Source organism: Pseudonocardia humida, from assembly GCF_023898865.1.
GTDB classification, from domain to species: Bacteria; Actinomycetota; Actinomycetes; order Mycobacteriales; family Pseudonocardiaceae; genus Pseudonocardia; species Pseudonocardia humida.
In genome coordinates, this window is record NZ_JAGSOV010000017.1 from 54,795 (window position 1) to 76,657 (window position 21,863).

General features: G+C 74.3%; 25 protein-coding genes and 3 tRNA genes. 10 read left to right on the plus strand and 18 right to left on the minus strand.

What is annotated here, in order from left to right; all coding sequences use genetic code 11:
• Positions 1-35 precede the first annotated feature (35 nt).
• The 9 genes from nusG to rpsR all read right to left on the minus strand — a co-directional run bounded on the left by nusG (position 36) and on the right by rpsR (position 3,100).
• The gene (gene nusG / locus KDL28_RS08115; protein ID WP_372496917.1) at positions 36-914 is read right to left on the minus strand and encodes a transcription termination/antitermination protein NusG; all 879 of its coding nucleotides are present in this window, start codon (positions 912-914) and stop codon (positions 36-38) included.
• A gap of 38 nt (positions 915-952) precedes the next feature.
• Positions 953-1,117 (minus strand): preprotein translocase subunit SecE, encoded by a 165-nt coding sequence (gene secE / locus KDL28_RS42075; RefSeq protein WP_372496918.1) that lies wholly within the window; start codon positions 1,115-1,117, stop codon positions 953-955.
• Between the two features lie 211 nt (positions 1,118-1,328).
• A tRNA-Trp gene (locus KDL28_RS08125) sits at positions 1,329-1,401 on the minus strand.
• A 123-nt stretch (positions 1,402-1,524) separates the two neighbouring features.
• Positions 1,525-1,962: a MaoC/PaaZ C-terminal domain-containing protein gene (locus KDL28_RS08130; RefSeq protein ID WP_252436748.1), complete on the minus strand. Its 438-nt coding sequence runs from the start codon at positions 1,960-1,962 to the stop codon at positions 1,525-1,527.
• The gene (locus tag KDL28_RS08135; protein WP_252436749.1) at positions 1,959-2,405 is read right to left on the minus strand and encodes an FAS1-like dehydratase domain-containing protein; all 447 of its coding nucleotides are present in this window, start codon (positions 2,403-2,405) and stop codon (positions 1,959-1,961) included. Before KDL28_RS08135 ends, KDL28_RS08130 begins: the two co-directional genes overlap by 4 nt.
• Before the next feature lie 2 nt (positions 2,406-2,407).
• Positions 2,408-2,575 carry a 50S ribosomal protein L33 gene (gene rpmG / locus KDL28_RS08140; RefSeq protein ID WP_252436750.1) on the minus strand — a complete coding sequence of 56 codons (168 nt, stop codon included), beginning with the start codon at positions 2,573-2,575 and terminating at the stop codon, positions 2,408-2,410.
• Positions 2,576-2,621: 46 nt separating this feature from the next.
• Positions 2,622-2,697: transfer RNA gene (locus KDL28_RS08145), tRNA-Met, on the minus strand.
• A gap of 27 nt (positions 2,698-2,724) precedes the next feature.
• Positions 2,725-2,800: transfer RNA gene (locus KDL28_RS08150), tRNA-Thr, on the minus strand.
• 54 nt (positions 2,801-2,854) lie between these two features.
• Positions 2,855-3,100 (minus strand): 30S ribosomal protein S18, encoded by a 246-nt coding sequence (gene rpsR / locus KDL28_RS08155; RefSeq protein WP_252436797.1) that lies wholly within the window; start codon positions 3,098-3,100, stop codon positions 2,855-2,857.
• A 446-nt stretch (positions 3,101-3,546) separates the two neighbouring features.
• On the opposite strand from rpsR, the gene KDL28_RS08160 reads away from it, so the two are divergent.
• The 5 genes from KDL28_RS08160 (at position 3,547) to KDL28_RS08180 (ending at position 10,360) form a co-directional block, all read left to right on the plus strand.
• Entirely contained in the window at positions 3,547-3,804 is a 258-nt protein-coding gene (locus KDL28_RS08160; RefSeq protein ID WP_252436751.1) for a hypothetical protein, read from the plus strand.
• Positions 3,805-3,815: 11 nt separating this feature from the next.
• Positions 3,816-6,848, plus strand: a complete 3,033-nt coding sequence (locus tag KDL28_RS08165; protein ID WP_252436752.1) for a helix-turn-helix transcriptional regulator — start codon at positions 3,816-3,818, stop codon at positions 6,846-6,848.
• 133 nt (positions 6,849-6,981) lie between these two features.
• A complete protein-coding gene (locus KDL28_RS08170) occupies positions 6,982-8,211 on the plus strand; it encodes a cytochrome P450 (protein ID WP_252436753.1) in 1,230 nt (409 codons plus the stop codon).
• A 38-nt stretch (positions 8,212-8,249) separates the two neighbouring features.
• Complete coding sequence (locus KDL28_RS08175; RefSeq protein WP_252436754.1) at positions 8,250-9,959, plus strand: AMP-binding protein; 1,710 nt, start codon at positions 8,250-8,252, stop codon at positions 9,957-9,959.
• A gap of 155 nt (positions 9,960-10,114) precedes the next feature.
• Positions 10,115-10,360 carry a hypothetical protein gene (locus tag KDL28_RS08180; protein ID WP_252436755.1) on the plus strand — a complete coding sequence of 82 codons (246 nt, stop codon included), beginning with the start codon at positions 10,115-10,117 and terminating at the stop codon, positions 10,358-10,360.
• Between the two features lie 19 nt (positions 10,361-10,379).
• Here KDL28_RS08180 and KDL28_RS08185 read toward each other — a convergent pair whose 3' ends face one another.
• Positions 10,380-10,595 (minus strand): hypothetical protein, encoded by a 216-nt coding sequence (locus KDL28_RS08185; protein ID WP_250557955.1) that lies wholly within the window; start codon positions 10,593-10,595, stop codon positions 10,380-10,382.
• 203 nt (positions 10,596-10,798) lie between these two features.
• Between KDL28_RS08185 and tenA the strand changes: the two genes are divergently transcribed.
• Complete coding sequence (tenA, locus tag KDL28_RS08190; RefSeq protein WP_252436756.1) at positions 10,799-11,476, plus strand: thiaminase II; 678 nt, start codon at positions 10,799-10,801, stop codon at positions 11,474-11,476.
• Positions 11,477-11,478: 2 nt separating this feature from the next.
• Here the strand turns inward: tenA and KDL28_RS08195 are convergent, their stop codons facing one another.
• From KDL28_RS08195 to lppU, 4 genes are all read right to left on the minus strand, one after another.
• Entirely contained in the window at positions 11,479-11,874 is a 396-nt protein-coding gene (locus KDL28_RS08195) for a phage holin family protein (protein WP_252436757.1), read from the minus strand.
• Positions 11,874-13,112 (minus strand): serine hydrolase domain-containing protein, encoded by a 1,239-nt coding sequence (locus KDL28_RS08200; protein WP_252436758.1) that lies wholly within the window; start codon positions 13,110-13,112, stop codon positions 11,874-11,876. The genes KDL28_RS08195 and KDL28_RS08200 overlap by 1 nt, the downstream gene beginning before the upstream one ends.
• Before the next feature lie 66 nt (positions 13,113-13,178).
• Positions 13,179-14,051 (minus strand): LppU/SCO3897 family protein, encoded by an 873-nt coding sequence (locus KDL28_RS08205; RefSeq protein WP_252436759.1) that lies wholly within the window; start codon positions 14,049-14,051, stop codon positions 13,179-13,181.
• Between the two features lie 70 nt (positions 14,052-14,121).
• Positions 14,122-15,015 (minus strand): LppU family putative lipoprotein, encoded by an 894-nt coding sequence (gene lppU / locus KDL28_RS08210; protein ID WP_252436760.1) that lies wholly within the window; start codon positions 15,013-15,015, stop codon positions 14,122-14,124.
• A 640-nt stretch (positions 15,016-15,655) separates the two neighbouring features.
• Between lppU and KDL28_RS08215 the strand changes: the two genes are divergently transcribed.
• Both KDL28_RS08215 and KDL28_RS08220 read left to right on the plus strand, forming a co-directional pair.
• Positions 15,656-16,609 (plus strand): patatin-like phospholipase family protein, encoded by a 954-nt coding sequence (locus tag KDL28_RS08215; protein WP_252436761.1) that lies wholly within the window; start codon positions 15,656-15,658, stop codon positions 16,607-16,609.
• Between the two features lie 211 nt (positions 16,610-16,820).
• The gene (locus KDL28_RS08220; RefSeq protein ID WP_252436762.1) at positions 16,821-17,369 is read left to right on the plus strand and encodes a TetR/AcrR family transcriptional regulator; all 549 of its coding nucleotides are present in this window, start codon (positions 16,821-16,823) and stop codon (positions 17,367-17,369) included.
• Here KDL28_RS08220 and KDL28_RS08225 read toward each other — a convergent pair.
• Positions 17,366-18,094 (minus strand): molybdopterin-dependent oxidoreductase, encoded by a 729-nt coding sequence (locus tag KDL28_RS08225; RefSeq protein ID WP_252436763.1) that lies wholly within the window; start codon positions 18,092-18,094, stop codon positions 17,366-17,368. The two genes, KDL28_RS08220 and KDL28_RS08225, sit on opposite strands and share 4 nt — an antisense overlap.
• Before the next feature lie 83 nt (positions 18,095-18,177).
• On the opposite strand from KDL28_RS08225, the gene KDL28_RS08230 reads away from it, so the two are divergent.
• Complete coding sequence (locus KDL28_RS08230; protein ID WP_252436764.1) at positions 18,178-19,857, plus strand: FAD-binding dehydrogenase; 1,680 nt, start codon at positions 18,178-18,180, stop codon at positions 19,855-19,857.
• 64 nt (positions 19,858-19,921) lie between these two features.
• Here KDL28_RS08230 and KDL28_RS08235 read toward each other — a convergent pair whose 3' ends face one another.
• The 3 genes from KDL28_RS08235 to KDL28_RS08245 form a co-directional block, all read right to left on the minus strand.
• On the minus strand, positions 19,922-20,104 hold the full coding sequence (locus KDL28_RS08235; RefSeq protein ID WP_252436765.1) for a DUF4236 domain-containing protein: 183 nt from the start codon (positions 20,102-20,104) through the stop codon (positions 19,922-19,924).
• 89 nt (positions 20,105-20,193) lie between these two features.
• Positions 20,194-20,379, minus strand: coding sequence for a DUF4236 domain-containing protein (locus KDL28_RS08240; RefSeq protein WP_252436766.1), 186 nt, complete (start codon positions 20,377-20,379; stop codon positions 20,194-20,196).
• Between the two features lie 93 nt (positions 20,380-20,472).
• The gene (locus KDL28_RS08245) at positions 20,473-20,835 is read right to left on the minus strand and encodes a VOC family protein (protein ID WP_252436767.1); all 363 of its coding nucleotides are present in this window, start codon (positions 20,833-20,835) and stop codon (positions 20,473-20,475) included.
• A gap of 77 nt (positions 20,836-20,912) precedes the next feature.
• Here KDL28_RS08245 and KDL28_RS08250 point away from each other — a divergent pair, with 77 nt between their 5' ends.
• Positions 20,913-21,836, plus strand: coding sequence for an SDR family oxidoreductase (locus tag KDL28_RS08250; RefSeq protein ID WP_252436768.1), 924 nt, complete (start codon positions 20,913-20,915; stop codon positions 21,834-21,836).
• Positions 21,837-21,863: the final 27 nt, after the last annotated feature.

Here is a 21,863-nt window from a genome sequence, read left to right on the forward strand (position 1 = left end):
TTGAGCGCCCGCGGCCATGGCGACCGCGGTAGGAATCAGATCTTCGAGACCTGGCTGAACGCCAGCTCGACGGGCGTCTCGCGGCCGAAGATGGACACCAGGACCTTGAGCTTCTGGGCGTCCACGTTGACCTCGTTGATGGTGGCCGGCAGCGTGGCGAACGGCCCGTCCATCACGGTGACCGACTCGCCGACCTCGAAGTCCACCTCGATCGTGGCCTTGCCCGGCGACGCGGCGACGTCGGACTTGCCCGAGCCCGCGGCCTGCTTCTGCTCGACCCGCGGCATCAGGAACTTCAGCACGTCGTCGATGGTCAGCGGCGACGGCTTCGACGTCGCGCCGACGAATCCGGTGACGCCCGGGGTGTTGCGCACGGCGCCCCAGGACTGGTCGTTGAGATCCATCCGGACCAGGATGTAGCCGGGCAGCACCTTGCGCTGCACCTGCTTGCGCTGGCCGTTCTTGATCTCGGTGACCTCCTCGGTGGGCACCTCGACCTGGAAGATGTAGTCCTCGACGTCCAGGGTCTGCACCCGGGTCTCGAGGTTGGTCTTCACCTTGTTCTCGTAGCCGGCGTAGGAGTGGATGACGTACCACTCGCCGGGGGCGCGGCGCAGCGCCGCGCGCATCTCCTCGACCGGGTCGACGTCGACCTCGGGCTCGGGGTCGGCGACCGCCTCGGCCGCGCCCGCGCCGTCGGAGGCCTCGACGACCTCGTCGGGGTCGGCGTCGTCGACGTCGCCCGCGTCCTCGAGGGCGTCGGCGGCCTCGGCGGAACCCGCGGCCTCCGCGTCGACGGCCGCGTCGATGTCGGCCTCAGCGGCGGGCGCGGACTCCGCGGTGGCGTCCTCGTCCTGCACGCCGTCGACACGGTCGACGTCGGTCGGCCACTGGCCGCCGTCCTGGGAGGTCACTGTGGTCTCGCTTCCTTGGATCCGGAGGTGGTGGCCGGTCAGGTGCCGAACAGGTACAGCACACCCTGGGCGAACACGAGGTCCAGCAGCCACACGAGCGCGACCATGAACGACACGAAGACCAGCACGACGATGGTGTAGGTGACCAGTTGCCTGCGGGACGGCCAGATGACCTTCCGCAGCTCGGCGACCACCTCGCGCATGAACCGCGCGAGCCTGGCGGGCGGCGAGACCTTGGCCTGCCTGCCCTCGCGGACCGCCGTGGACCTACCCCTTCCCGCATCGGGTGCCGAACCGGAGCGCCGGCCCCGACGGTCGGCGGCAGAGGTCGGACGCTCGCGCCCGTCCTCGTCCCCCTCGCGTTGCTCAGCCACGCATCCTCCAGCTCGTCACCCGACAGTCATGCATTGAGGGCAGGGGTGACAGGACTTGAACCTGCAACCTGCGGTTTTGGAGACCGCTGCTCTGCCAGTTGAGCTACACCCCTATGCCACACCCGCCGTGGGCCAGCGACCCACCGACGGGAGGTGCGTCGACCAGCGGCGCACCCAGCAGATCGAGTGTACGGCACCGCGATCGGCGACCTCCAACGCGTACCCCTGCGGGCGCGTCAGGACGGGAGCAGCACCTCGGCGGTGGCCCGGCCGAGCACCGTGCGGCCGTCGAACTTCGCGGTCACGGCCACGGTGGCGACCCGACCGGCGTCGCTCTCGTCGACGCCGGAGACGGTGCCGGAGAGCTCGATGGTGGCGCCGGTCCCGTCGTCCGGGACGACGACGGGCCGGGTGAACCGCACGCCCAGCCCCCGCACGGCGGCGGGCCCACCGGCCCACGCGCTCACGAAGCGGCCGGCGAGGGCCATCGTGAGCATCCCGTGCGCGATGACCCCGGGCAGCCCGACCTCACCGGCGACGCGGTCGCTCCAGTGGATCGGGTTGAAGTCGCCGGAGGCCCCGGCGTACCGGACCAGGTCGGCGCGGGAGACCCGGACCGAGGTGGGGGCGAGCTCGTCGCCCTTCGCCGTCTCCGGCCCGGCGCTCGCGCTCATGCCTCGTCCGCCTTGGTGACCAGGACGGCCTTGCAGGTGGCGACCGGGGCGCCGTGCCCGTCGGCCACCTCGCAGCGCAGCGTCAGCATGTGGCTGCCGGCGCGGGTGCGCAGGTCGTCGACGTGGATCGTGGTGGCCAGCTCGTCGCCGGCGTGCACCGGGCGGTGCAGGGTGATGGCCTGCTCGGCGTGGACCATGTGGGCGTAGTCCCAGCCGACCTCGGGGTCGCGCAGGAACGACTCGATCGCCGGCAGCACGAACGCGATGGTGAACGTGGGCGGCGCCACGACGTCGGGGTGACCCGCGGCGCGCGCCGCGTCGACGTCCAGACACACGGAATCGCCCTCGCCGATGGCGAGGGCGAACTCTGTGATCTTCTGCCGTCCGACCTGGTACGGAGCGGTGGCCGGCAGCGTGCGGCCGACCAGGGACCGGTCGACCACCCTCAGCGGGTCTCGCGGTGCTCGCGGTGGGTGCCGCAGTTCGGGCAGAACTTCTTCATCGCGAGCCGGTCGGGGTCGTTGCGCCGGTTCTTCTTGGTGATGTAGTTGCGGTGCTTGCACTGCTCGCACGCCAGCGTGATCTTCGGCCGGACGTCCGTGGCCTTCGCCATCGCGGGAGCCTCCTGTGAACGACTTTCGATGTGGAGCGGGTCTGTCTGGTAGCGGTGGCCGGACTTGAACCGGCGACACAGCGATTATGAGCCGCTTGCTCTACCAGCTGAGCTACACCGCTGCACGGGGTGAGTGGACGAAACCCCGCTGGAGCCCCTTTACGGAATCGAACCGTAGACCTTCTCCTTACCATGGAGACGCTCTGCCGACTGAGCTAAAGGGGCGGCCGGCCGCGCGGTCGGTCTCTCCCGAGCGGCTTCGACAACTCTACACGGCCCTCAGCCGCGCCCCGCGCGGGGGTAGGGCAGCAGGGCCATCTCCCGAGCGTTGCGGATGGCGATGGCCACCTGGCGCTGCTGCTGGGGGGTCAGCCCGGTGACCCGGCGGGCCCGGATCTTGCCCCGGTCGGAGATGAACTGCCGCAGCAGCGTCACGTCCTTCCAGTCCACTTCCTTGATCCGCTTCGCGTGCAGCGGGTTGACCTTCTTACGCGGCGCCCTCACGGGCTTGCCGGCGGGGGGCATCTGCTCTCCTCCTCGTCGCATCGGTGCCGGCAGCCGCCGGACCTGTCCACCGTAACGCCGTCGCGTCGCGGACGTGCAGGCGGCAGGGGGTGCGGGGTTCTCACAGCGCTAGCCGGTCCTCGCAGCACGAACCGGGCCCTCGCAGCGCGCCGGCGGGCTGCGAGGACCACCCCCGCGCTGCGCGACGCCAGAACGACCTCGGCAACCGGGCGAAACGGCCCCCGGGCACCGCGCGCACCTCTTGGTCTCCGTGCACACGCCCTGACATGTGCGCGGAGACCAGGCGCTGTGCGCGGTGGCCTGGAACCAGCGTCCGGCAAGAGCTCAGCCCCCTTACCCCCACCCGACCCGACGCACCGACCCCTTACCCAGCCCTCTCCCTCAGCCCCGGCTCCCGACGCGATCGTCCGATGCCGCACCTCCGGCCTCAGCGCGAGGCTCTCAGCATGTTCAACGACATCACCAGGACCGCGATCGAGACCGACCACCGCCGCCAGGCGCTGCTCGCCGAGGCGCGGGAGCACCGCCTCGCCATGCTCGCCCGGGCCGGGCGCCGGGCGCTGCGCCGCGCCGCCGACGAGGCTGTGGCCCAGATCGCCGCCCGGGAGGAGCACCGCGAGCGGCACTCGCCGCCCACCGAGCCGCAGCGGGAGGGCCCGTCCGAACTGTCCGCTGTGGGCAAAGCCGTCGGAAACCGTCGGTAACCCGTGTCACGATGAGGCCCGTGGGGCGGTTGGGGGTCGGGATCGAGCTGGTCGGGCGGCACGTCGAGGTCAAGGCGCTGGCCGCGGCGCTGGAACGCGCCGCGGTCGGCAGGCCGACGGGGGTGCTGCTGGCCGGCGACGCCGGCGTGGGCAAGTCCCGGCTGGTCGCCGAGGCCAGCGAGCGGGCCGCCGCGGCCGGGTTCACCGTGCTGGTCGGGCGCTGCCTCGACACCGGCGAGTCCGCGCTGCCCTACCTGCCGTTCACCGAGATCGTCGGCGCGCTGGCGGCCGCCCGCCCCGAGCTGGTGGCCGAGCACACCGCGCTGCGCCACCTGCTCCCCGGCGGCTTCCGGCGCACCGAGCAGCGGCCGGGGGAGCACCGCGAGCTGGGCCAGCTGCAGGTGTTCGACGCCGTGCTGTCCGCGCTCGCCGACCTCACCTCCACCGACCCGGCCCTGGTCGTCGTCGAGGACCTGCACTGGGCCGACCGCTCCAGCCGCGACCTGCTGGTCTTCCTGCTGTCCCGGCTGACCGGGCAGCGGCTGGTGGTGCTGGCCACCTACCGCTCCGACGACCTGCACCGCCGCCACCCGCTGCGCGGGGTGCTCTCCGAGCTGGTCCGGCTGCCCGCCGTCGAGCGCCTCGACCTGAGCCCCCTCGACCAGACCGAGGCGCTGCGGCTGGTGCGGCTGCTGGCCGCGGGCACCCTGTCGGAGGCGGCGCTGCACACCGCCGCGCGGCGCAGCGAGGGCAACGCGTTCTTCGCCGAGGAGCTGGTATCCGCCTCCGCCGACGGCATGCCGCACGGGCTCGCCGAGGTGCTGGTCGCCCGGGTGGAGGGCCTGCCCCCGGCCACCCAGCGGGTGCTGCGGATCGCCTCGGTCGCCGGGCGCCGGGTCCGCCACGACCAGCTCGCCGCCGTGTCCGGCCTCGACGTCGACGAGCTGGAGCAGGCCCTGCGCGACGCGGCGACGCACCACGTGCTGGTCGCCGAGGAGAGCTCCCCGACCAGCGGCGACACCTACCTCTTCCGCCACGAGCTGCTGCGCGAGGCGATCTACCACGAGCTGCTGCCCGGCGAGCGCAGCCGGCTGCACGCCGCCTACGCCGCGCTGCTGGCCGAGCTGCCCCCGGGCACCGGCAACCGGGCCGCCGAGCTGGCCCACCACGCGATGGCCGGCCACGACCTCCCGCTGGCGCTGGCGGCGTCGGTGCAGGCCGCGAACGAGGCCAACGAGCGCGAGGCCCCGGCCGAGATGCTCCAGCACGCCGAGCGGGCCATCGAGCTGTGGTCTGCCGTGCCCGACGCGGAGCGCGTCGCCGGCGTCGACGAGGGCACCCTCACCCGGTGGGCGGCGTGGGGCGCCAGCGCCACCGGCGACCCCGACCGCGGCATCGCGCTCGGGCGCCGGGCGCTGGAGCTGGCCGAGGAGCGCGGCGACCCGTTCCTGACGTCCTCGATCGCCCGCCGCTACACGCTGCGGCTGCTGGAGCTGGCCGGGCGCGAGCGCGAGGCGCTGGCCGCCGCGGAGCGGGCGCTGGCCGTGGTCGCCGACAAGCCGCCCGGCGAGCACCTCGCCTGGGCGCACGCGGTGCTGGCGCGCACGCTGCTGCGGCTCGACCGGCTCACCGACGCGGCCCGGGAGGCCCGCGCCGTCCTGGACGTCACCGGCACCATGCCCGACGAGGCCTCGGCGATGGCCTCGGCCAAGGCCTACGCGCTGACCGTGCTGGCCTCCTGCGACGAGTACAACGGCGACGCCGAGTCCGCCCGCGCGCGGCTGCGCAAGGCCAAGCCGCTGGCCCGCAGCTCCGGCAACCTGTCGGTCGAGCTGCGGGTCTACTACATCGGCGGCATCTCGCTGCTCGACGCCGGCCGGCTGGACGAGGCGGTCGACGAGTTCGCCGCGGGCGAGGCGCGCGCGGCGGCCACCGGTCTCACCTGGAGCGCCGACGGCCTCGACCTGCGCGTCGCGCACGTCATCGCCCGGTTCCTCCGCGGCGACTGGGACTCCGCCGAGGCCGCGGCCGAGATCGCGGGCGAGTCGGTGTCGGCGGTGGTGGCCACCCGGCTCTCCGCGGCCGGGATGCTGCCCGCGGTGGCCCGCGGGCGCTTCGAGCCCGCCGAGCGCAGGCTGGCCGAGCTGCGCGAGTTCGAGTCGGTCGACGAGCAGGTGATCCTGTTCGTCGGGCAGGCAGGCGGCGAGGCGGCGCTGTGGCAGGGCAGGCCGGAGCGGGCCGCGGAACTGCTGTCCCAGGCGCTCGACGCGCTGGCGAGCGGCCCGTTCGCCGACTTCGCCCCGCAGCTGGGCCGGATCATGCTCGACTCGCTGGCGATCGGGGCCGAGGCCGATCTCGTCGCCGTCGGGCGCAAGCCCGTGGCCGAGGCCACCCGGGCGGCCCGCGCGCTGCTGGCCGACGCCGAGCGCACCGCCCGCGACGGCATGCCCCGGGCGGGCGAGCTGGGCCCGGAGGGCCTGGCCTGGCTGTGCCGGGCCCGCGCCGAGCTGACCAGGGTCGAGGGCCGGTCGGACCCGCAGGCCTGGAGCGAGGTCGTCGAGGCGTTCGGCTACGAGGCGGGCGCCCCGGGCACCGCGCCCGGCCCGCCCCGCGGCTACCGGCAAGCGCAGGCCCTGCTTCGGCGGGCGGAGGCGCGGCTGGCCGCCGGTGCCGCGCACGCCGCCGCCGGCCCGGTGGAGGCCGACCTGCGCACCGCGCTGGAGATCGCCGAGCGCCTCGGGGCCGGTCCGCTGGAGCGGGCGGTGCTGGCGATGGCCGAGCGCGCCGGGCTGCGGCTGCGCGACGCCGAGCCCGCGCGCCCCACCGGCCCCGACCCGCTCACCCCGCGCGAGCGCTCGGTGCTCGCGCTGGTCGCGGAGGGCGGCACCAACCGCCAGGTCGGGCAGGCCCTGTTCATCAGCGAGAAGACGGTCAGCGTGCACCTGTCCCGGGTGATGGCCAAGCTGGGCGCGGCCAGCCGCACCGAGGCCGTGACGATCGCCTACAGCAGGGGGTTGCTGACCGCGCCGCGGGTCGGTGGTTGACGCGTTCGGACCTTGAGCCGTACCGGCTGGTAATTAGAGTGGTCTGATCTGTCCCGCCACCGAAAGGTCAGTGATGGCCACGCCGACGACAGCGCATCCGCCCACCTGGCCAGGACGTCCGAACCTGTCGGACATGGAGAGCTTCTGGAGGGCGCCCATCGCGGAGCGCGCTGCCGGGTTCGCCGCCCTGCGCGAGCGCGAACCGATCGCCTTCTACGAGGAGCCGCAGTTCTCCATCCTGCCGACCGGCCCGGGCTACTGGGCGCTGACCCGGCTCGACGACGTGGTGGAGGCCAGCCGCACCCCGTCGATCTTCACCTCGGGCAGCGGCTCCACCTCGATCACCGACATGCCCCCGGAGTTCAACGAGTTCTTCGGCTCGATGATCAACATGGACGACCCGCGGCACGCCCGGCTGCGGCGCATCGTCTCGCGCGGGTTCACCCCGCGCCGGCTCAGCCTGCTCACCGAGGACGTGCACCGCGTCGCCACCCAGATCGTCGACGACGTCATCGAGAAGGGCGAGTGCGACGCGGTCACCGAGATCTCGGCGAAGCTCCCGCTGGCCATCGTCTGCGACATGATGGGCGTGCCGGCCAGCCAGTACGACTTCGTCTTCGACCGGTCGAACATCGTGCTCGGCGCGGGCGACCCGGAGTACGTGCCAGAGGGCTCCGACATCATCACCGCGCTGCTCACCGCGGGCGGCGAGCTGGCCGAGCTGATGAAGGACCTGGGCCGCCACCGCGTCGAGAACCCGACAGACGACGTCACCTCGGCGCTGGTCAACGCCCAGATCGACGGCGAGAGGCTCACCCCCGACGAGCTGGCCTCGTTCTTCATCCTGCTGGTGGTGGCCGGCAACGAGACCACTCGCAACGCCACCAGCTGGGGCCTGCACCTGCTCACCGAGAACCCCGAGCAGCGCGCCGCCTGGCTGGCCGACCTCGACAGGGTCACGCCGACCGCCGTCGAGGAGATCGTCCGCTGGGCCTCGCCGGTGATCTTCATGCGGCGCACGCTGGCGTCCGACGCCGTGCTCGGCGGCCAGCCGATGTCCGCCGGCGAGAAGGTGCTCCTCTTCTACTGGGCGGCCAACCGCGACCCGAAGCACTTCACCGACCCCGACCGGTTCGACGTGCTGCGCTCGCCGAACCCGCACGTCGGCTTCGGCGGCCCGGGCCCGCACTTCTGCATGGGCGCGCACCTGGCCCGCCGGGAGATGTCGGTGATGTTCCGCGAGCTGCTGACCCGCGTCCCCGACATCCACGCCACCGGGGAGCCGCAGCGGCTGCAGTCGATGTTCATCAACGGCATCAAGCACCTGCCGGTGTCGTTCACGCCGGGCCGGCGCAGCAGCTGATCCCCCGCCCCACCCCCGATCACCAACGGAGGCGATCCATGACCGAGACCGTGCAGCAGCCCCGACACCGGACCTCCCTGGAGTACCCGGAGGTACCGGTCGGGGCGATCGTCGCCGGGGCGGCCCGCCGCTGGGGCGACCGCGTCGCGCTGCACTTCCTCGGTCGCGAGCTCACCTTCGCCGGCATCTACGAGCGGGCGTGCGCGTTCGCGAACGCGCTGCGCGCGGCCGGGGTGGGTCGCGGCGACGTGGTGGCCCTGCACCTGCCGAACTGCCCGCAGTACCCGATCGCGTACTACGGGACGCTGCTGGCCGGGGCCACCTTCTCGCCGACCAACCCGCTGCTGCCCCCGGCCGACCTGGCCGCCCAGCTGGCCGACTGCGGCGCCGTCGCGGCGGTCGGCTGGGTGCCGGCGGCGCCGGTGCTGGCCGCGGTGCGGGACCGCACCGACGTGCGGCTGGTCGTGCTGACCGACCGCGCGCAGGGCCTCGACCCGGACCACCGCGTCGCGCTCGACGCGGTGCCCGGGGCCGTCGACTTCGAGGAGTTCCACGCCGGCGCCCCGACGACCGACCCGCAGGTCGAGATCGACGTCCACCGCGACCTCGCGCACCTGGCCTACACCGGGGGCACCACGGGCCGCAGCAAGGGCGTGCAGCTGCCGCACCGCAACGTCGTGGTCAACTCGCTGCAGTACGCCTGCTGGGGCAGCGGCGCCGAGCCGCGGGTCGACGAGCACGGCGGGCTGTGGATCGAGCAGGTCGGCGACCCCGAGGAGTTCCCCACGGCCCTGGGCACCGGGGTGGCCATCAACCTGACCCCCTGGTTCCACGCCATGGGCACGATCGGCGGGATGAACGTCCCGCAGCTCACCGGCTCGACGAACGTGCTGCACGAGCGCTTCGACCCGGCCGCCTACCTGGCCGACGCGGAGAGGTTCCGGGTCACCGGGTTCGGCGGGGCCCCGCCGCTGTACGCCGTCCTGGTCCGCCACCCCGACTTCGCCACCCGCGACCTGTCGTCGGTGCGGGCGGTCTCGTCCGGGGCGGCGCCGCTGCCCGTCGAGATCATCCGGGCGCTGCGGGCGCGGCTGGGCGAGGACGTCCCCATCGCCGAGGGTTACGGGCTCACCGAGGTGACGATGGGCGCCACGTCGGCCCCGCCCGGGAGATCGGCGGTCCGCAAGATCGGCACGGTCGGCGTCCCGGTGTTCGACACCGAGATCCGCATCGTCGACCCGGCGGGCACCGACCTCACCCCGCTGCCGGCGGGCGAGGCGGGCGAGGTGGTCATCCGCGGGCCGCAGGTGATGATCGGCTACCGCAACCGGCCGGAGGAGAACGCGAGCACGCTGGTCGAGGGCTGGCTGCGCACCGGCGACGTCGGCGTGCTCGACGAGGACGGGTACCTGTCGATCGTCGACCGCAAGAAGGACATGCTCCTCTACAAGGGTTACAACGTGTACCCGCGCAAGCTCGAGGAGCTGCTGCACCAGCAGCCGGGCGTGGTCGGCGCGGCGGTGGTCGGCCGCCCCGACGTCGAGGCGGGCGAGCTGCCGGTGGCGTTCGTCGTGGCCCCGGCGATGGGCGAGGAGGCCGGGGCCGGGCTGATGGAGGCGGTGAACGCCCAGCTGGTGCCCTACAACCGCATCCGGGAGATCCACTTCGTGGACGAGATCCCGGTGTCGGCGGCGGGCAAGGTGCTCAAGCGGGAGCTGCGCGAGCGGTTGCGAACCCCGGACGAGTGACCCCCGATCCGGTGACGCACCGTTAACGGCCGTCGACCGTCCGGCGATCTACCCGTCGAACGGTCGACGGCTCGCGCGGGCCCGACCGGTCGGCCGGACCGCCGGACGGGCGGTGCGGTGGCCGTTGCCCCCTGCTCACGAACCGGGACCCCGCCATGCCCGACGCCGCGCACCCCGCCGCCCCGCACGCACCGCGCGCCGCCCACGGCGGCCAGCACCGCCGCCCGCCCGGCGCTCGCGCCCGTGCGCGTCGGGGCGTCGAACTGCTGGCCCGCGTCGGTGGTGCGGTGACGCTGGCGTCGCTGCTGGTGCTGGGGCTCGCGGTGGCCGGCGCCGTCGACGGCGTCGGCGCGCTCCGACCCGGCAACCCCACGGTCACCGTGACGATCGCCGACCGGTGACCGGCGGGGCGCCGGACCGTCAGGCGGCTTCGCCCTGCGCGATCGGCGTCTTGAGGACGTGGTCGACCAGGCGCATCACCAGCGCTCCCCCGCCGAGGCGGTAGCCGAACTCCTCCCAGGTGAGCAGCTCCCGGGAGAGCACCTCGCCGACGGGGCCCGGGTACAGGCGGGTCACGCGGAACGCGGCTGCCCGCAACCGCATCTTCTCGTGATGGTCCATCGGAACGGGGATCATCGACAATCACCTCCGCAGGGATGGTGCGGTCCGGTGCGGTCTCGGCGCTGAGTCGCGTGCCGTGGGGTGTCCATCGTGACCCGGTCGGATCACCACCCCGTTTCATGGTAAGCGAGAGTGAGCAAGGTCTCACCTTCTGCCGACCTTCCGTGCTCGAACCACTACGCATCGCTCCCACCGCCGTGCCCCCATAGGGTTCGGGGATGGTGACCGCCGCGACCCGCACCCGCGACCTGCTCTGGTCGGACATCGAGGACGTCTACGCCGCGATCCTCGACCACCCCTTCCTCGCCGGCCTCGCCGACGGCTCGCTGCCCCGCGAGGCGTTCCGGCACTACGTCGTCCAGGACTCGCACTACCTGCGCGGCTACGCCAGGGCGCTGGCGGTGTGCGCGGCCAAGGCCCCGGACGAGCGGGGCACAACCCTGTTCGCCGCGGGCGCGGGCAACGCCGTCGCCGCGGAGCAGGGCATGCACGCCGGGCTGCTCGACGGGCTCGGCACCACGGCGGAGGCGGCGGCCGCCGAGCCGATCGCCCCGACCACCCAGGCCTACCTCAGCTACCTGCTCGCGACCGCCTACGGCGGCTCGTTCCCCGAGGCGCTCGGCGCGGTGCTGCCCTGCTACTGGATCTACGCCAGGGTCGGCGCCGAGCTGGTGACCCGCGGCTCACCCGACCCGCTGTACGCCACCTGGATCGCCGCCTACGGCGGGGAGGCGTTCCAGGCCGTGGTCGACTCGGTGCTGGAGCTGACCGACCGGGTCGGCGCCGGCCTGGCCCCGACCGAGCTCGCCGCCATGCGCAGGCACTTCGCCACGACCGCGCGCTACGAGTGGATGTTCTGGGACGCCGGCTACCGCCGGGAGACCTGGCCGGTGTGAGGTCAGCGCTCGTCGTAGCGGTCGGGGATGACCACGTGCAGCACGAACGAGATGATCCCGACGACGATCGCCCCGAAGAACGCCGCGCCGAACCCGGACACCTCGAACGGCAGCCCGACGCCGTCGGCGATCGCCCCCACCAGCAGGAACAGCAGGGCGTTCACCACCAGCCCGATCAGGCCCAGCGTCAGCACGTAGAACGGGCAGCCGACCACCTTGATCAGCGGCTTGAGCACGGCGTTGACGATGCCGAAGATCAGCGCGACGCCCAGCAGCGTGCCGATGCCGCTGGCCGTGGTGTCGGCGCCGATCCCGATGCCGGGCACGATCAGGGTCGCCACCCACAGCCCGACGGCGATGACGACGACGCGGATGGTCAGGGCGAGAGCGTTGGGCATCAGTCCACCAGGGCCTGTTGGACCAGCGTGCGCAGCTGGGGGCGGATGGGGTAGGTGCTCGAGGGCATCAGCTGGGTGAAGAACAGCGCGGTGACGTCCTCGACCGGGTCGACGTAGAACGCGGTGCTGGCCAGCCCGCCCCAGGCGTACTCGCCGGGGCTGGTGAGCGACTTCGAGCCGGCGGCGTCCAGCACCACCGAGAAGCCCAGGCCGAAGCCGACGCCGGTGGTCTCGGACTCGGCGCTGATCGGGCGCCCGACCGCCTTCAGGTCCTGCCCGCCGGGCAGGTGGTTGCGGGTCATGTAGGCGACCGTGCGCGGGCCCAGCAGCCGCTCGCCGTCGAGCTCGCCGCCGCGGCGCAGCATCTGGGTGAAGCGGTGGTAGTCGGCCGCGGTGCCGACCAGGCCACCGCCCCCGCCGAGGAACACGGGCTTCCTGGTGGCGCCCACGCCCATCCGGTCGTGGCGGCGGATGCGCCCGCCGTCGCCCGGGTCGGGGATGTAGAGGGCGGCGAGGCGGTCGAGGTCGTCCTCGGCGGCCCAGAACGCGGTGTCGGTCATCTGCAGCGGCGCGAAGACCTCGTCGGCGAAGAAGGCGTCGAGCGACCTGCCGGAGACCACCTCGACGATCCGGCCCAGGACGTCGGTGGCGACCGAGTAGTTCCACTCGGTGCCGGGCTGGAAGACCAGCGGCATGGCCGCCCAGGCGTCGCAGGCCGCGGCCAGGTCCATGCCCTGGGGCACGCCGAACTCGTGGCCCGCGCTGCGGTAGATCTCGTCCACCGGGTGGGAGTGGTGGAAGCCGTAGGTGAGCCCGGAGCTGTGGTTGAGCAGGTGCCAGACGCGCACCGGCTCGGTGGCCGGGACCGTGGCCGGGTTGGCGGCCGGACCGGCCACGTAGACCCGCTGCTGGGCGAACGAGGGGATGTAGCGCGAGACCGGGTCGGTGAGCGCGAGCAGGCCGCGCTCGTAGAGCATCATCACCGCCACCGACGTGATCGGCTTGGTCATCGAGTAGTAGCGCCAGATGGTGTCGTCCGCGACGGCGCGACCGGCCTCGACGTCGGCCAGGCCGTGGTGGCTCAGGTGCGCGACCTTGCCGCGCCTGCTCACCGCGATGGTCCAGCCGGCCAGCCGGCCGTCGTCGACGTAGCGGCGGAAGTGCTCGTCCACGCGCGCCAACCGGGCCGCGTCGAAGCCGACCTCGTCCGGTTCGGTCTCCACCTTGAGCTGCGCCACGTCGCCGACATTACCGTCGGTGGATCACCAGGGGCACCGCCGTCGCCGAACGGAGCAGCCGCCCGCTCAGAACTCCTCCAGGCAGACGATGAAGTCGCGCACCTGGTACGGCAGGCCCGCGCCGGTGGAGCAGCGTTCGACGTCGACGCTGCCCCGCAGGGTCTCCGCGACCCGCACGGTCCGGGCGCCGGGGGGCGCGCCGCAGTCGACGCGCACCGGGGTGCCCGACAGCTCGAAGCAGTCGCCCTCGGCCCAGTCGATGTCCAGGCACACCGCGATCGGCGCCGCACCCTCGGCGACCTGGGTGAAGGCGTTGTCGACGTCACCGGGGCACGTCGCGGTGGTCGACCCGGTGCCGACGACCCGGAAGTTGGACTCCGGGCTGCCGCAGCCGGCGGACTCGACCGCCGGTCCGGTCGCCGCGCCGGTCACGGTCACGCTGACGCAGTCGCCGGTGGAGAGATCGGCGGCGTCGGTCCCGCCGCCCGCCCCGAGGATGACCCACAGCCCGAGCCCGGCCACGCCCAGGAACAGCAGGCCCAGCAGCACGCCGACCGCGATCAGCGCCCGGCTGGGCCCGGCGCGGCCGGGGGGCGGGGCGGGCGGCAGCGGGCCGGGCGGGGTGAACCGGGCCCGCGGCAGCCCGAACTCGTCGCGCTCGACCGCGGGCTCCGGCGCCCGCCCGCGCGGGCGCCCCGACGGCGGGCCACCCGCCCGCGGTCCGGCCCCACCCGCCGACGGCGGGGCGAGCCTGCGCAGCGCGCTTCGCCGCAGGTTGCGCGTGGGCTCCTCGGAGCCGCCCCCCGCCCCGCTCCGCCCCGGCTCGCGCAGGTGGCGGGTGACCTCGTCGGAGCCGGTGGGCACCACGCGGGTGGCCTCCTCCTCCGAGCCGGCCGGCTCGTCGCCTCCCCCGGACGACCCCGCAGCCGGTCCCGTCATGCGCATCCCCCTCCTCGGTCAGGCCACCCCCGGCCGGACCACCACACCCGTCACGATCACACCCGCCCGCTCAGACCGCCTCGATGCACACGACGAACTGGCGCTCGTCGTAGGCGAAGCTCTCATCGGGGCACGCCGTGAGCGACGTCGTGCCCTCGACGGTCTCCCCCACCCGCACCGTGTCCAGGCCCGGTGTCGAGCAATCGATCCGCTCCGGGACCCCGCCGGACAGCTCGAAGCAGTCGCCCTCGACCCAGTCGATGTCCAGGCACAACGCGCCCTGCTCGCTGCCGCCCAGGGTCTCGTAGTAGGTCTGGTCGGCGTCGGTCGGGCACCCGTCGGAGTTCTCGGTCTTGGCGATCACCTTGAAGTTGGACTCCGGGCTGCCGCAGGTGGCCTCGTCGGCGGTGGCGGCGAACTGGCTGCCGCCCAGGGTGATGCACTCGCCCACCTCCACGTCGACGCTGTCCACGTCGCCGCCGGAGTCGGCTCCCGGGAGGATGCCCGGCGAACTGGTGGGGGCCGTCGCGTTCGTTGCCGCCGGCGACGACGGGGCCTGCCCGGAGGCCGTCGGCGTGGCGCTCCCGTCCCCCGAGCCCGGACCGGCCAGGAAGTACCAGGCCGCACCGCCCCCGCCGAGCAGCACGACGACCGCCACCACGATCCCGATGACCAGCCCGCTGCTCGACGACGGGCGCCCGGGCGGCGGCTGGAAGGGCGGCGGGAACTGGCCGGGGCCGGGTGGGGGCCAGCCGCCGCCCGGCTGGGGCCACCCACCGCCCTGACCGCCGTACTGGCCGGGCGGCGGGTAACCACCGCCACCCGGACCGGGATACCCGCCGCCGGCGGGCGGCCCGTACTGGGTGCCGCCCGGGCCCTGCTGCGGGTGGCCGCCGGGCGGGTTCACCGGCCGGGTGGGCCCGTCGGTCCCAACCGGGCCGCCGTACTGGCCGGGTGTCGTCATGCCGTTCCCCTCACGTGTCGTCGCGACCGCCCCGGCTCCTGCTCCGGGTGCGACGCCGGTGCCCCCGCCGCGCGGACCGCGGTCGCGCCCGGGCCTGGTCCCCCCCGCCCGCGCGCGCCGACCGGTGTCGCCGCCGGCCGGCCGGCCGGGTGGTGTCGTGCTGTGCGCTCCGGTCCCCACCGGGGCGTCGGGTCGTCGGGTCGTCGACGGGCCCGCGGCTGTCGCCGTCGGGGCGGGCGCCGTCACCGTCGTGCGCGGACCCGGCGCGCCAGTAGGGATACCAACTCGGCCGAGCCGGTGACCAGCGCATTCGGTCGGTTGGCGATTCCCGCCACCACCGACCGGGCGGGCGCACGGCGCACCGTCGAGGGGGTCGGGGGTGTTGCGGGTGCTCGTCCGGCTGCCGATACTCGTGGGGCCGCTACCAGCCCGTCCTCGATCCGGCCCGCCCCCGGGAGGGGTCCTGTCATGGGCGTCCTTCTGGTGATCCCGCCGGGCGCGCCTCGGCCGGGAGAGGGGACGGTATGTCCGCGGAAAGGGTCATGACAGCTCCGAATCCGGATCGTTACCGCCCCGCACCGGCCGACCCACCGAACCCGCACCCCAGCGCCCCGCCGGGACGTGGCGGGTTCCCGCCGCGGTGACGTCGGACACGCCCCCCGCCCTGCCCGGCGACGACGAGGTCCTGCGCGTCCTCGTGCGCAGGCGCGACCGCGGCCGCCGCGACGACGGCCACCGCGTCGTCCTCGTCGTCGGCGGCGGGGGCATGCGCGGCGCCTACTCCGGCGGCATGGCCCACGCCCTGGAGGACGCCGGCCTCGCCGGCTGGTTCGACGCCGTCTACGGCAGCTCGGCCGGGGCATACGTCGGCTCGGCCACCCTGCTCGGCAGCGGCCGCGGCTCGGCGCACATCTTCTTCGAGGACATGGCCTGCCGCGCCTTCATCGACCCGCGCCGGCTGGGCACCCGCCACCCGATGGTCTCCCTCGACCACCTGCTCGACCACGTCCTCGTGCACTCCAAGCCGCTGGCGTGGGACCGGCTGCGCGACTCCCCCGTCCCGCTGCGCGTGCTGGCCACCGCCGTCGACGACCTGAGCGCGCACGTGCTGGAACCGCGCACCTCCGCGGAGTGGAAGCTCGCCCTGCGCGCCACCGCGTCCATCCCGCTGCTGGCCGGACCGGCCGTCGAGCTGGGCGGGCGGCACTGGATCGACGGGTCGGTGGCCGAACCGCTGCCCGTGCTGCCCGCGCTGCGCGAGGGCGCCACCCACGTCCTGGCCCTGGTCAACCGCACCGGCCCGGAGCTGCGCCGGGCCGCCCCGCCCGGCCCGGCCCGCTGGGCCAGGCTGCTCGACCGCCTCACCCCCGGCCTCGGCTCGATCGCCCAGCAGCAGCACCGCCACGCCGCCGCGGTGGCGCTGATCGACGACGCCGCGCACCCGTCGCGGCGGGGGGCGCACCTGCTGCCGGTCGTGCCCGGGAGCGACGCCGGGGTGCGCGGGCTGACCACCGACCGGGCCCGCGTCGAGCACGCCGCCCGCATCGGCTACCGCTCCCTCACCGCCGCCGTCGCCCGCGCCACCGCCGCCTGAACCCTTCCGCCCCCCGCCCCGCCCTCCCTTCCGACGTTCAGGAAGGCCACCTTCAGGTCCCGTGGGGGCAGGAAGGCCACCTTCCTGAACCGCCGGGGTCAGGAAGGTGGCCTTCCTGACCTTGCGGCCCGGAGGAGGAGGCCGGGTGCGGGTGGGGAGGCGCCGGGCTCGACGCGCGGGAGCGGCAGCGGGCGGGCGGGATACTCGGGCGGTGGGAGCCCGCACGCGAACGCCGCGCAGCCGATGGATCGAGCAGGGGCTGGCGGTGCTGGCCACCGGTGGTCCCGACGCCGTGCGCGTGGAGGTGCTGGCCGCCGGGCTCGGCGTGACCAAGGGCGGCTTCTACGGCCAGTTCGCCGACCGGGGCGAGCTGCTGGAGGCGATGCTGGACACCTGGGAGCGGGAGAGCGTCGACGACGTCGACGCCGCACTCGCCGGCCTGGACGGCGACGCCAGGACCCGGATCCTGCGCGCCGGCCTGCTCACCTTCCACGAGCGGCTGCGCGCCGTCGACCTGGCCGTGCGCGACTGGGCCCGGCGGGACCCGGCCGTGGCCGCCCGCCTGCGCCGGGTGGACAACCGGCGGATGGCGTTCCTGCGCGAGCAGTTCGCCGCGCTCGGCGCCGACGAGGTCGAGGCGGAGGCGCGCGGTGTGCTCGCCTTCTGCCTGGCCGTCGGCCACGAGCTGCTGGCCGCCGATCTGGTCAGCGCGCCGCGCGCGGAGGTGCTCCGGGCGGCGATGCGGGTGGTCTCGGGCTAGGCCGCGGGGGTGTGCGCGCCGAGGGCGCCGAGCGCGATGCCGGGGGCGATGAACAGCCGGTAGAGCGGGCGGACCAGCGCGGCGGGCAGGTGCGGGTGGCGCTCCTCGCGCCACACCCTGGCCCGCCGGTGCCCGTGCACGAGCCCGCCGGCCACCGTGGTCGACCGGGTGCGCCGGTGGCCCGCAGGCGGGGTGGACCGCGCTTCGATGCCGCGCAGGTGCTTGACGCTCACGAACCCGTACTGCGACGGGCTGACCAGCCGCAGCGGTGCCCCGTGCGCGGGGGTCAGCGGCGCCCCGTCCAGGCCGGTGGCCAGCAGGACGTCGGGTTCGCGGAGGTCGGCCAGCGCGACGCGGACCCGGTACCCGTCGTGCGCGGTCAGCACGACGTGCGTGACGTCGGGACCCGGCCGCAGTCGCGGCGCGACGACGTGGTCGTAGAACGCGCCGAACCCGACGCCCGTCCAGCGCAGGCCGACCGCCGACCAGCCGGAGACGCAGTGCAGGTCGCTGACCTGCTCGGTCGTCGGGAGGTCGAGGTCGGTGAGGTCGACCGGGAACGGCTCGTCGAACTCCCCGCCGACGAGCAGCACCGGGCGGTCGGGGACCGGCGGGGGCGGGCGGTGCAGGTGGCTGCCGAACCGGGGGAAGCCGGCGACGGCCCGCTGCCCCGGCGGCAGGAGCGGTGTCGACATCGGTGGGACGTGGACGTCCGGGTGCGCCATGACCCCGATAATATACGGCACCGTATAGATGGCAAGGGACGCTCTCCTTGACCCCCGTCCCCGGTCGCCACCAGGGTGGCGGCATGGATGCCGACGCGATCGTCGTGGGAGCCGGGCTGGCCGGGCTGGCCGCCGCCGCCGAGCTCGCCGACGCGGGCAAGAAGGTGCTGCTGCTCGACCAGGAACCCGAGACCAGCCTGGGCGGGCAGGCCTTCTGGTCGTTCGGCGGGCTGTTCCTGGTCGACTCGCCCGAGCAGCGCCGGATGGGCATCCGCGACTCCCACGACCTCGCCATGCAGGACTGGCTGGGCAGCGCGGGCTTCGACCGCGGCGTCGACGACCCGGTCGGGCAGGACTACTGGGCGCGCCAGTGGGCCACCGCCTACCTGGACTTCGCCAACACCGAGAAGCGCACCTGGCTGCACGGGATGGGCATGCGCTGGTTCCCGGTCGTCGGCTGGGCCGAGCGCGGCGGCGGGGCCGCCGACGGGCACGGCAACTCGGTCCCCCGCTTCCACATCACGTGGGGCACCGGCCCCGGCGTCGTCGCGCCGTTCGAGAGGCGGGTGCGCGCGGCCGCGACGAAGGGGCTGGTGGAGTTCCGGTTCCGGCACCGGGTCGACGGGCTCACCAGCACCGACGGCGTCGTCGACGGCGTGCGCGGTGCCGTCCTGGAACCCTCCGCCGCCGCCCGCGGCACCGCGAGCTCCCGCACCGAGGTCGGCGAGTTCACGCTGTCCGCCCCCGCGGTGATCATCACCGCCGGCGGCATCGGGGCCAACCACGACATGGTCCGGGCCGCGTGGCCCGAGCGGCTCGGCGAGCCGCCGCGACACCTGATCTCCGGCGTCCCCGAGCACGTCGACGGCCGCATGCTGGGCATCGCCGAGGAGGCGGGCGGCCGCGTGGTCAACCGCGACCGCATGTGGCACTACACCGAGGGCATCGCCAACTGGGACCCGATCTGGGCCCGGCACGGCATCCGGATCCTGCCCGGGCCCTCGTCGCTGTGGTTCGACGCCACGGGCCGGCGGTTCGCCGCCCCGAACTACCCCGGCTTCGACACGTTGAGCACGCTCGGCGCGATCACCGCCAGCGGCTACGACCACTCCTGGTTCGTGCTGACCCGCACGATCGTGGAGAAGGAGTTCGCGCTGTCGGGCTCCGAGCAGAACCCCGACCTGACCGGCAAGAGCGTCGTGGGCACGCTCAGCCGGGTCCGCCCCGGCGCCCCGGCCCCGGTGCAGGCGTTCCTGGACAAGGGCGAGGACTTCGTCGTCGCCGACACGGTCGCCGAGCTGGTGGCGGGCATGAACAAGCTGGCCCGCCCCGGCCGCGACGGCACCGAGCCGGTGATCGACGCGGCCGACCTGGAGCGCCAGATCGCCGCCCGCGACCGCGAGATCGAGAACCCCTTCGCCAAGGACCTCCAGGTCACCGCGATCCACGGCGCCCGCCGCTACCGCGGCGACCGCCTGGTGCGCACCGCGGCCCCGCACCGGATCCTGGACCCCAAGCACGGCCCGCTGATCGCCGTCCGGCTCAACGTCCTCACCCGCAAGACCCTCGGCGGCCTGCAGACCGACCTGTCCGGCCGCGTCCTGCGCGCCGACGGCACCCCGCTGCCCGGGCTGTACGCGGCGGGCGAGGTGGCCGGCTTCGGCGGTGGCGGCGTGCACGGGTACCGGGCCCTGGAGGGCACGTTCCTGGGCGGCTGCATCTTCTCCGGCCGCCAGGCCGGCCGGGCCGTCGGCCTGCTCTGACCGGTCGCCCGGGCACGCGAACGGCGCCCCCGCGGGTGCGGGGGCGCCGTCGTGTCGCGGCGGGTCAGCGCCTGCGGCGGCCGCCGGACTCCACGTAACCCGGGCCGGGCGTGTCCAGGGTGTGGCGGCGGGTGCGCGAGTTCCAGGACCAGCGGCCGATGCTCAACCCCCAGGACGAGAACCCGTTCTCGGTGAAGTTGAAGCGGAACGGGCCGATGTTGCGCGACTTGCGGTACCGGAACCTCATGGCCTCTCTCCTCAGGAAGGGGGCACGCTGCGTTGTCCGGCTAGTACCCGATCGCGTGAACCGCTACACGCCGTGAACCTCCGGGTGCGTCAGCGGCGGCGGCGCCGCCCCCTGCCCAGCTCGACGTAGCCCAGGCCAGGGGTGTCGACGTAGTGGCGGCGCGAGCGCGAGTTCCACGACCAGCGCCACAGCGACACCCCCCAGGACACCCCTCGGTCGTCGACGTACAACCGGAACGGGCCGAAGCGGCGGGACCGGTGGAACCGGAACCTCATCTGTCTCCTCGGGTCGGCGGGTCTGCACCCCGACAACGCGCGGGGACGCCGGGAGGTGCCCGGCCGCGGGTCGGACCGGCCGGTTCGGCCGGGTCAGATCGGCTGCGTCAGGTTGACCGGGTTGCCGTCCGGGTCCTGAACGTGGGCGACGCGCTGCCCCCACGCCATGTCGTTGGGCGGCCCCAGCACCTTCCCGCCGAGCTCGCCGACCCGGTCGAGCAGGGCGTCGACGTCCGGGACGTCGATGCTGATCAGGACGCGCGGGGTGACGGTGGTGTCGACGGAGGCGTCGGCGACGACGCCGACCTCGGCGTCGTCGACCGTGAGCCCGATGAAGAACACCGGGCCGTCGGCGGGCACCCGGCGGGTCTCGGTGGCCCCGAGCAGGCCGGCGTAGAAGGCGGCGAGGCGCTCGGCGTCGGTGGTCAGGATGATCGGCTGGATCGTCGTGGGCATGGGGTGCTGACCTCCCCGCGGTCCCGTACTCATCGGTGGCGCCGGAACTGTCGGTGTCCCGTCCTAGGGTCGCGCGCATGACGGTTGCGGCGGCGGGGGCACTCTCGGGGCGGGTGGCGTTGGTGGCGGGGGCGACCAGGGGCGCGGGTCGCGGCATCGCGATCGGCCTCGGCGAGGCGGGGGCCACGGTCTACGTCACCGGCCGCAGCGGCGGCGGGGTGACCTCGGAGATGGACCGCCCGGAGACCATCGAGGAGACGGCCGAGCTGGTCGACCGGGCGGGCGGGCGGGGCATCCCGGTCCGGGTCGACCACCTCGTCCCCGAGGAGGTGCGCGCGCTCGTCGAGCGCGTCGAGCGCGAGCAGGGCGCGTTGCACGTGCTGGTCAACGACATCTTCGGGGCCACGAAGGTGGAGTGGGACGCCACCGTCTGGGAGTCCGACCTCGACTACGGCCTGCGGATGCTGCGGCTCTCGATCGACACCCACGCCATCACCAGCCACTTCGCGATCCCGCTGCTGATCAGGACGCCGGGCGGGCTCGTCGTGGAGGTCGGCGACGGCACCACCGCGTACAACGACAGCACCTACCGGGTGTCGTTCTTCTACGACCTGGCCAAGGTCGCGGTCAACCGGATGGGCTTCGCCCTGGGCCACGAGCTGGCCGGCCACGAGGCCACCGCCGTCGCGCTGACGCCCGGCTGGCTGCGCTCGGAGGCGATGCTGGAGGCGTTCGGCGTCACCGAGGAGAACTGGCGCGACGCGATCGAGGGCCGCCCCGGCTTCGAGGTGTCCGAGACGCCGCTCTACGTGGGCCGCGCGGTGGCGGCCCTGGCCGCCGATCCGGAGGTCGCCCGGTGGAACGGGCAGTCGCTGTCCAGCGGCCAGCTGGCGAAGGTCTACGGCTTCACCGACGCCGACGGCAGCGCCCCGGACGTCTGGCGCTACATCACCGAGGTGCGCGAGGGCGGCCAGGAGGCCGACCCGGCCGACTACCGCTGAGCGCCGGGCCGCGCGCCCCGATCGTGC

What these genes read in the sequence shown, in the direction of transcription:
- rpmG (WP_252436750.1), bottom strand. Translation starts at nt 2,575, where the DNA reads ATGGCGAAGGCCACGGACGTCCGGCCGAAGATCACGCTGGCGTGCGAG.
- KDL28_RS08170 (WP_252436753.1), top strand. Translation starts at nt 6,982, where the DNA reads ATGGAGAGCTTCTGGAGGGCGCCCATCGCGGAGCGCGCTGCCGGGTTC.
- KDL28_RS08130 (WP_252436748.1), bottom strand. Translation starts at nt 1,962, where the DNA reads ATGAGCGCGAGCGCCGGGCCGGAGACGGCGAAGGGCGACGAGCTCGCC.
- KDL28_RS08175 (WP_252436754.1), top strand. Translation starts at nt 8,250, where the DNA reads ATGACCGAGACCGTGCAGCAGCCCCGACACCGGACCTCCCTGGAGTAC.
- KDL28_RS08205 (WP_252436759.1), bottom strand. Translation starts at nt 14,051, where the DNA reads ATGACGGGACCGGCTGCGGGGTCGTCCGGGGGAGGCGACGAGCCGGCC.
- rpsR (WP_252436797.1), bottom strand. Translation starts at nt 3,100, where the DNA reads ATGCCCCCCGCCGGCAAGCCCGTGAGGGCGCCGCGTAAGAAGGTCAAC.
- KDL28_RS08160 (WP_252436751.1), top strand. Translation starts at nt 3,547, where the DNA reads ATGTTCAACGACATCACCAGGACCGCGATCGAGACCGACCACCGCCGC.
- KDL28_RS08180 (WP_252436755.1), top strand. Translation starts at nt 10,115, where the DNA reads ATGCCCGACGCCGCGCACCCCGCCGCCCCGCACGCACCGCGCGCCGCC.
- KDL28_RS08230 (WP_252436764.1), top strand. Translation starts at nt 18,178, where the DNA reads ATGGATGCCGACGCGATCGTCGTGGGAGCCGGGCTGGCCGGGCTGGCC.
- KDL28_RS08240 (WP_252436766.1), bottom strand. Translation starts at nt 20,379, where the DNA reads ATGAGGTTCCGGTTCCACCGGTCCCGCCGCTTCGGCCCGTTCCGGTTG.
- secE (WP_372496918.1), bottom strand. Translation starts at nt 1,117, where the DNA reads ATGCGCGAGGTGGTCGCCGAGCTGCGGAAGGTCATCTGGCCGTCCCGC.
- KDL28_RS08250 (WP_252436768.1), top strand. Translation starts at nt 20,913, where the DNA reads ATGACGGTTGCGGCGGCGGGGGCACTCTCGGGGCGGGTGGCGTTGGTG.
- KDL28_RS08165 (WP_252436752.1), top strand. Translation starts at nt 3,816, where the DNA reads ATGAGGCCCGTGGGGCGGTTGGGGGTCGGGATCGAGCTGGTCGGGCGG.
- KDL28_RS08185 (WP_250557955.1), bottom strand. Translation starts at nt 10,595, where the DNA reads ATGATCCCCGTTCCGATGGACCATCACGAGAAGATGCGGTTGCGGGCA.
- KDL28_RS08225 (WP_252436763.1), bottom strand. Translation starts at nt 18,094, where the DNA reads ATGGCGCACCCGGACGTCCACGTCCCACCGATGTCGACACCGCTCCTG.
- lppU (WP_252436760.1), bottom strand. Translation starts at nt 15,015, where the DNA reads ATGACGACACCCGGCCAGTACGGCGGCCCGGTTGGGACCGACGGGCCC.
- KDL28_RS08235 (WP_252436765.1), bottom strand. Translation starts at nt 20,104, where the DNA reads ATGAGGTTCCGGTACCGCAAGTCGCGCAACATCGGCCCGTTCCGCTTC.
- tenA (WP_252436756.1), top strand. Translation starts at nt 10,799, where the DNA reads ATGGTGACCGCCGCGACCCGCACCCGCGACCTGCTCTGGTCGGACATC.
- KDL28_RS08245 (WP_252436767.1), bottom strand. Translation starts at nt 20,835, where the DNA reads ATGCCCACGACGATCCAGCCGATCATCCTGACCACCGACGCCGAGCGC.
- KDL28_RS08195 (WP_252436757.1), bottom strand. Translation starts at nt 11,874, where the DNA reads ATGCCCAACGCTCTCGCCCTGACCATCCGCGTCGTCGTCATCGCCGTC.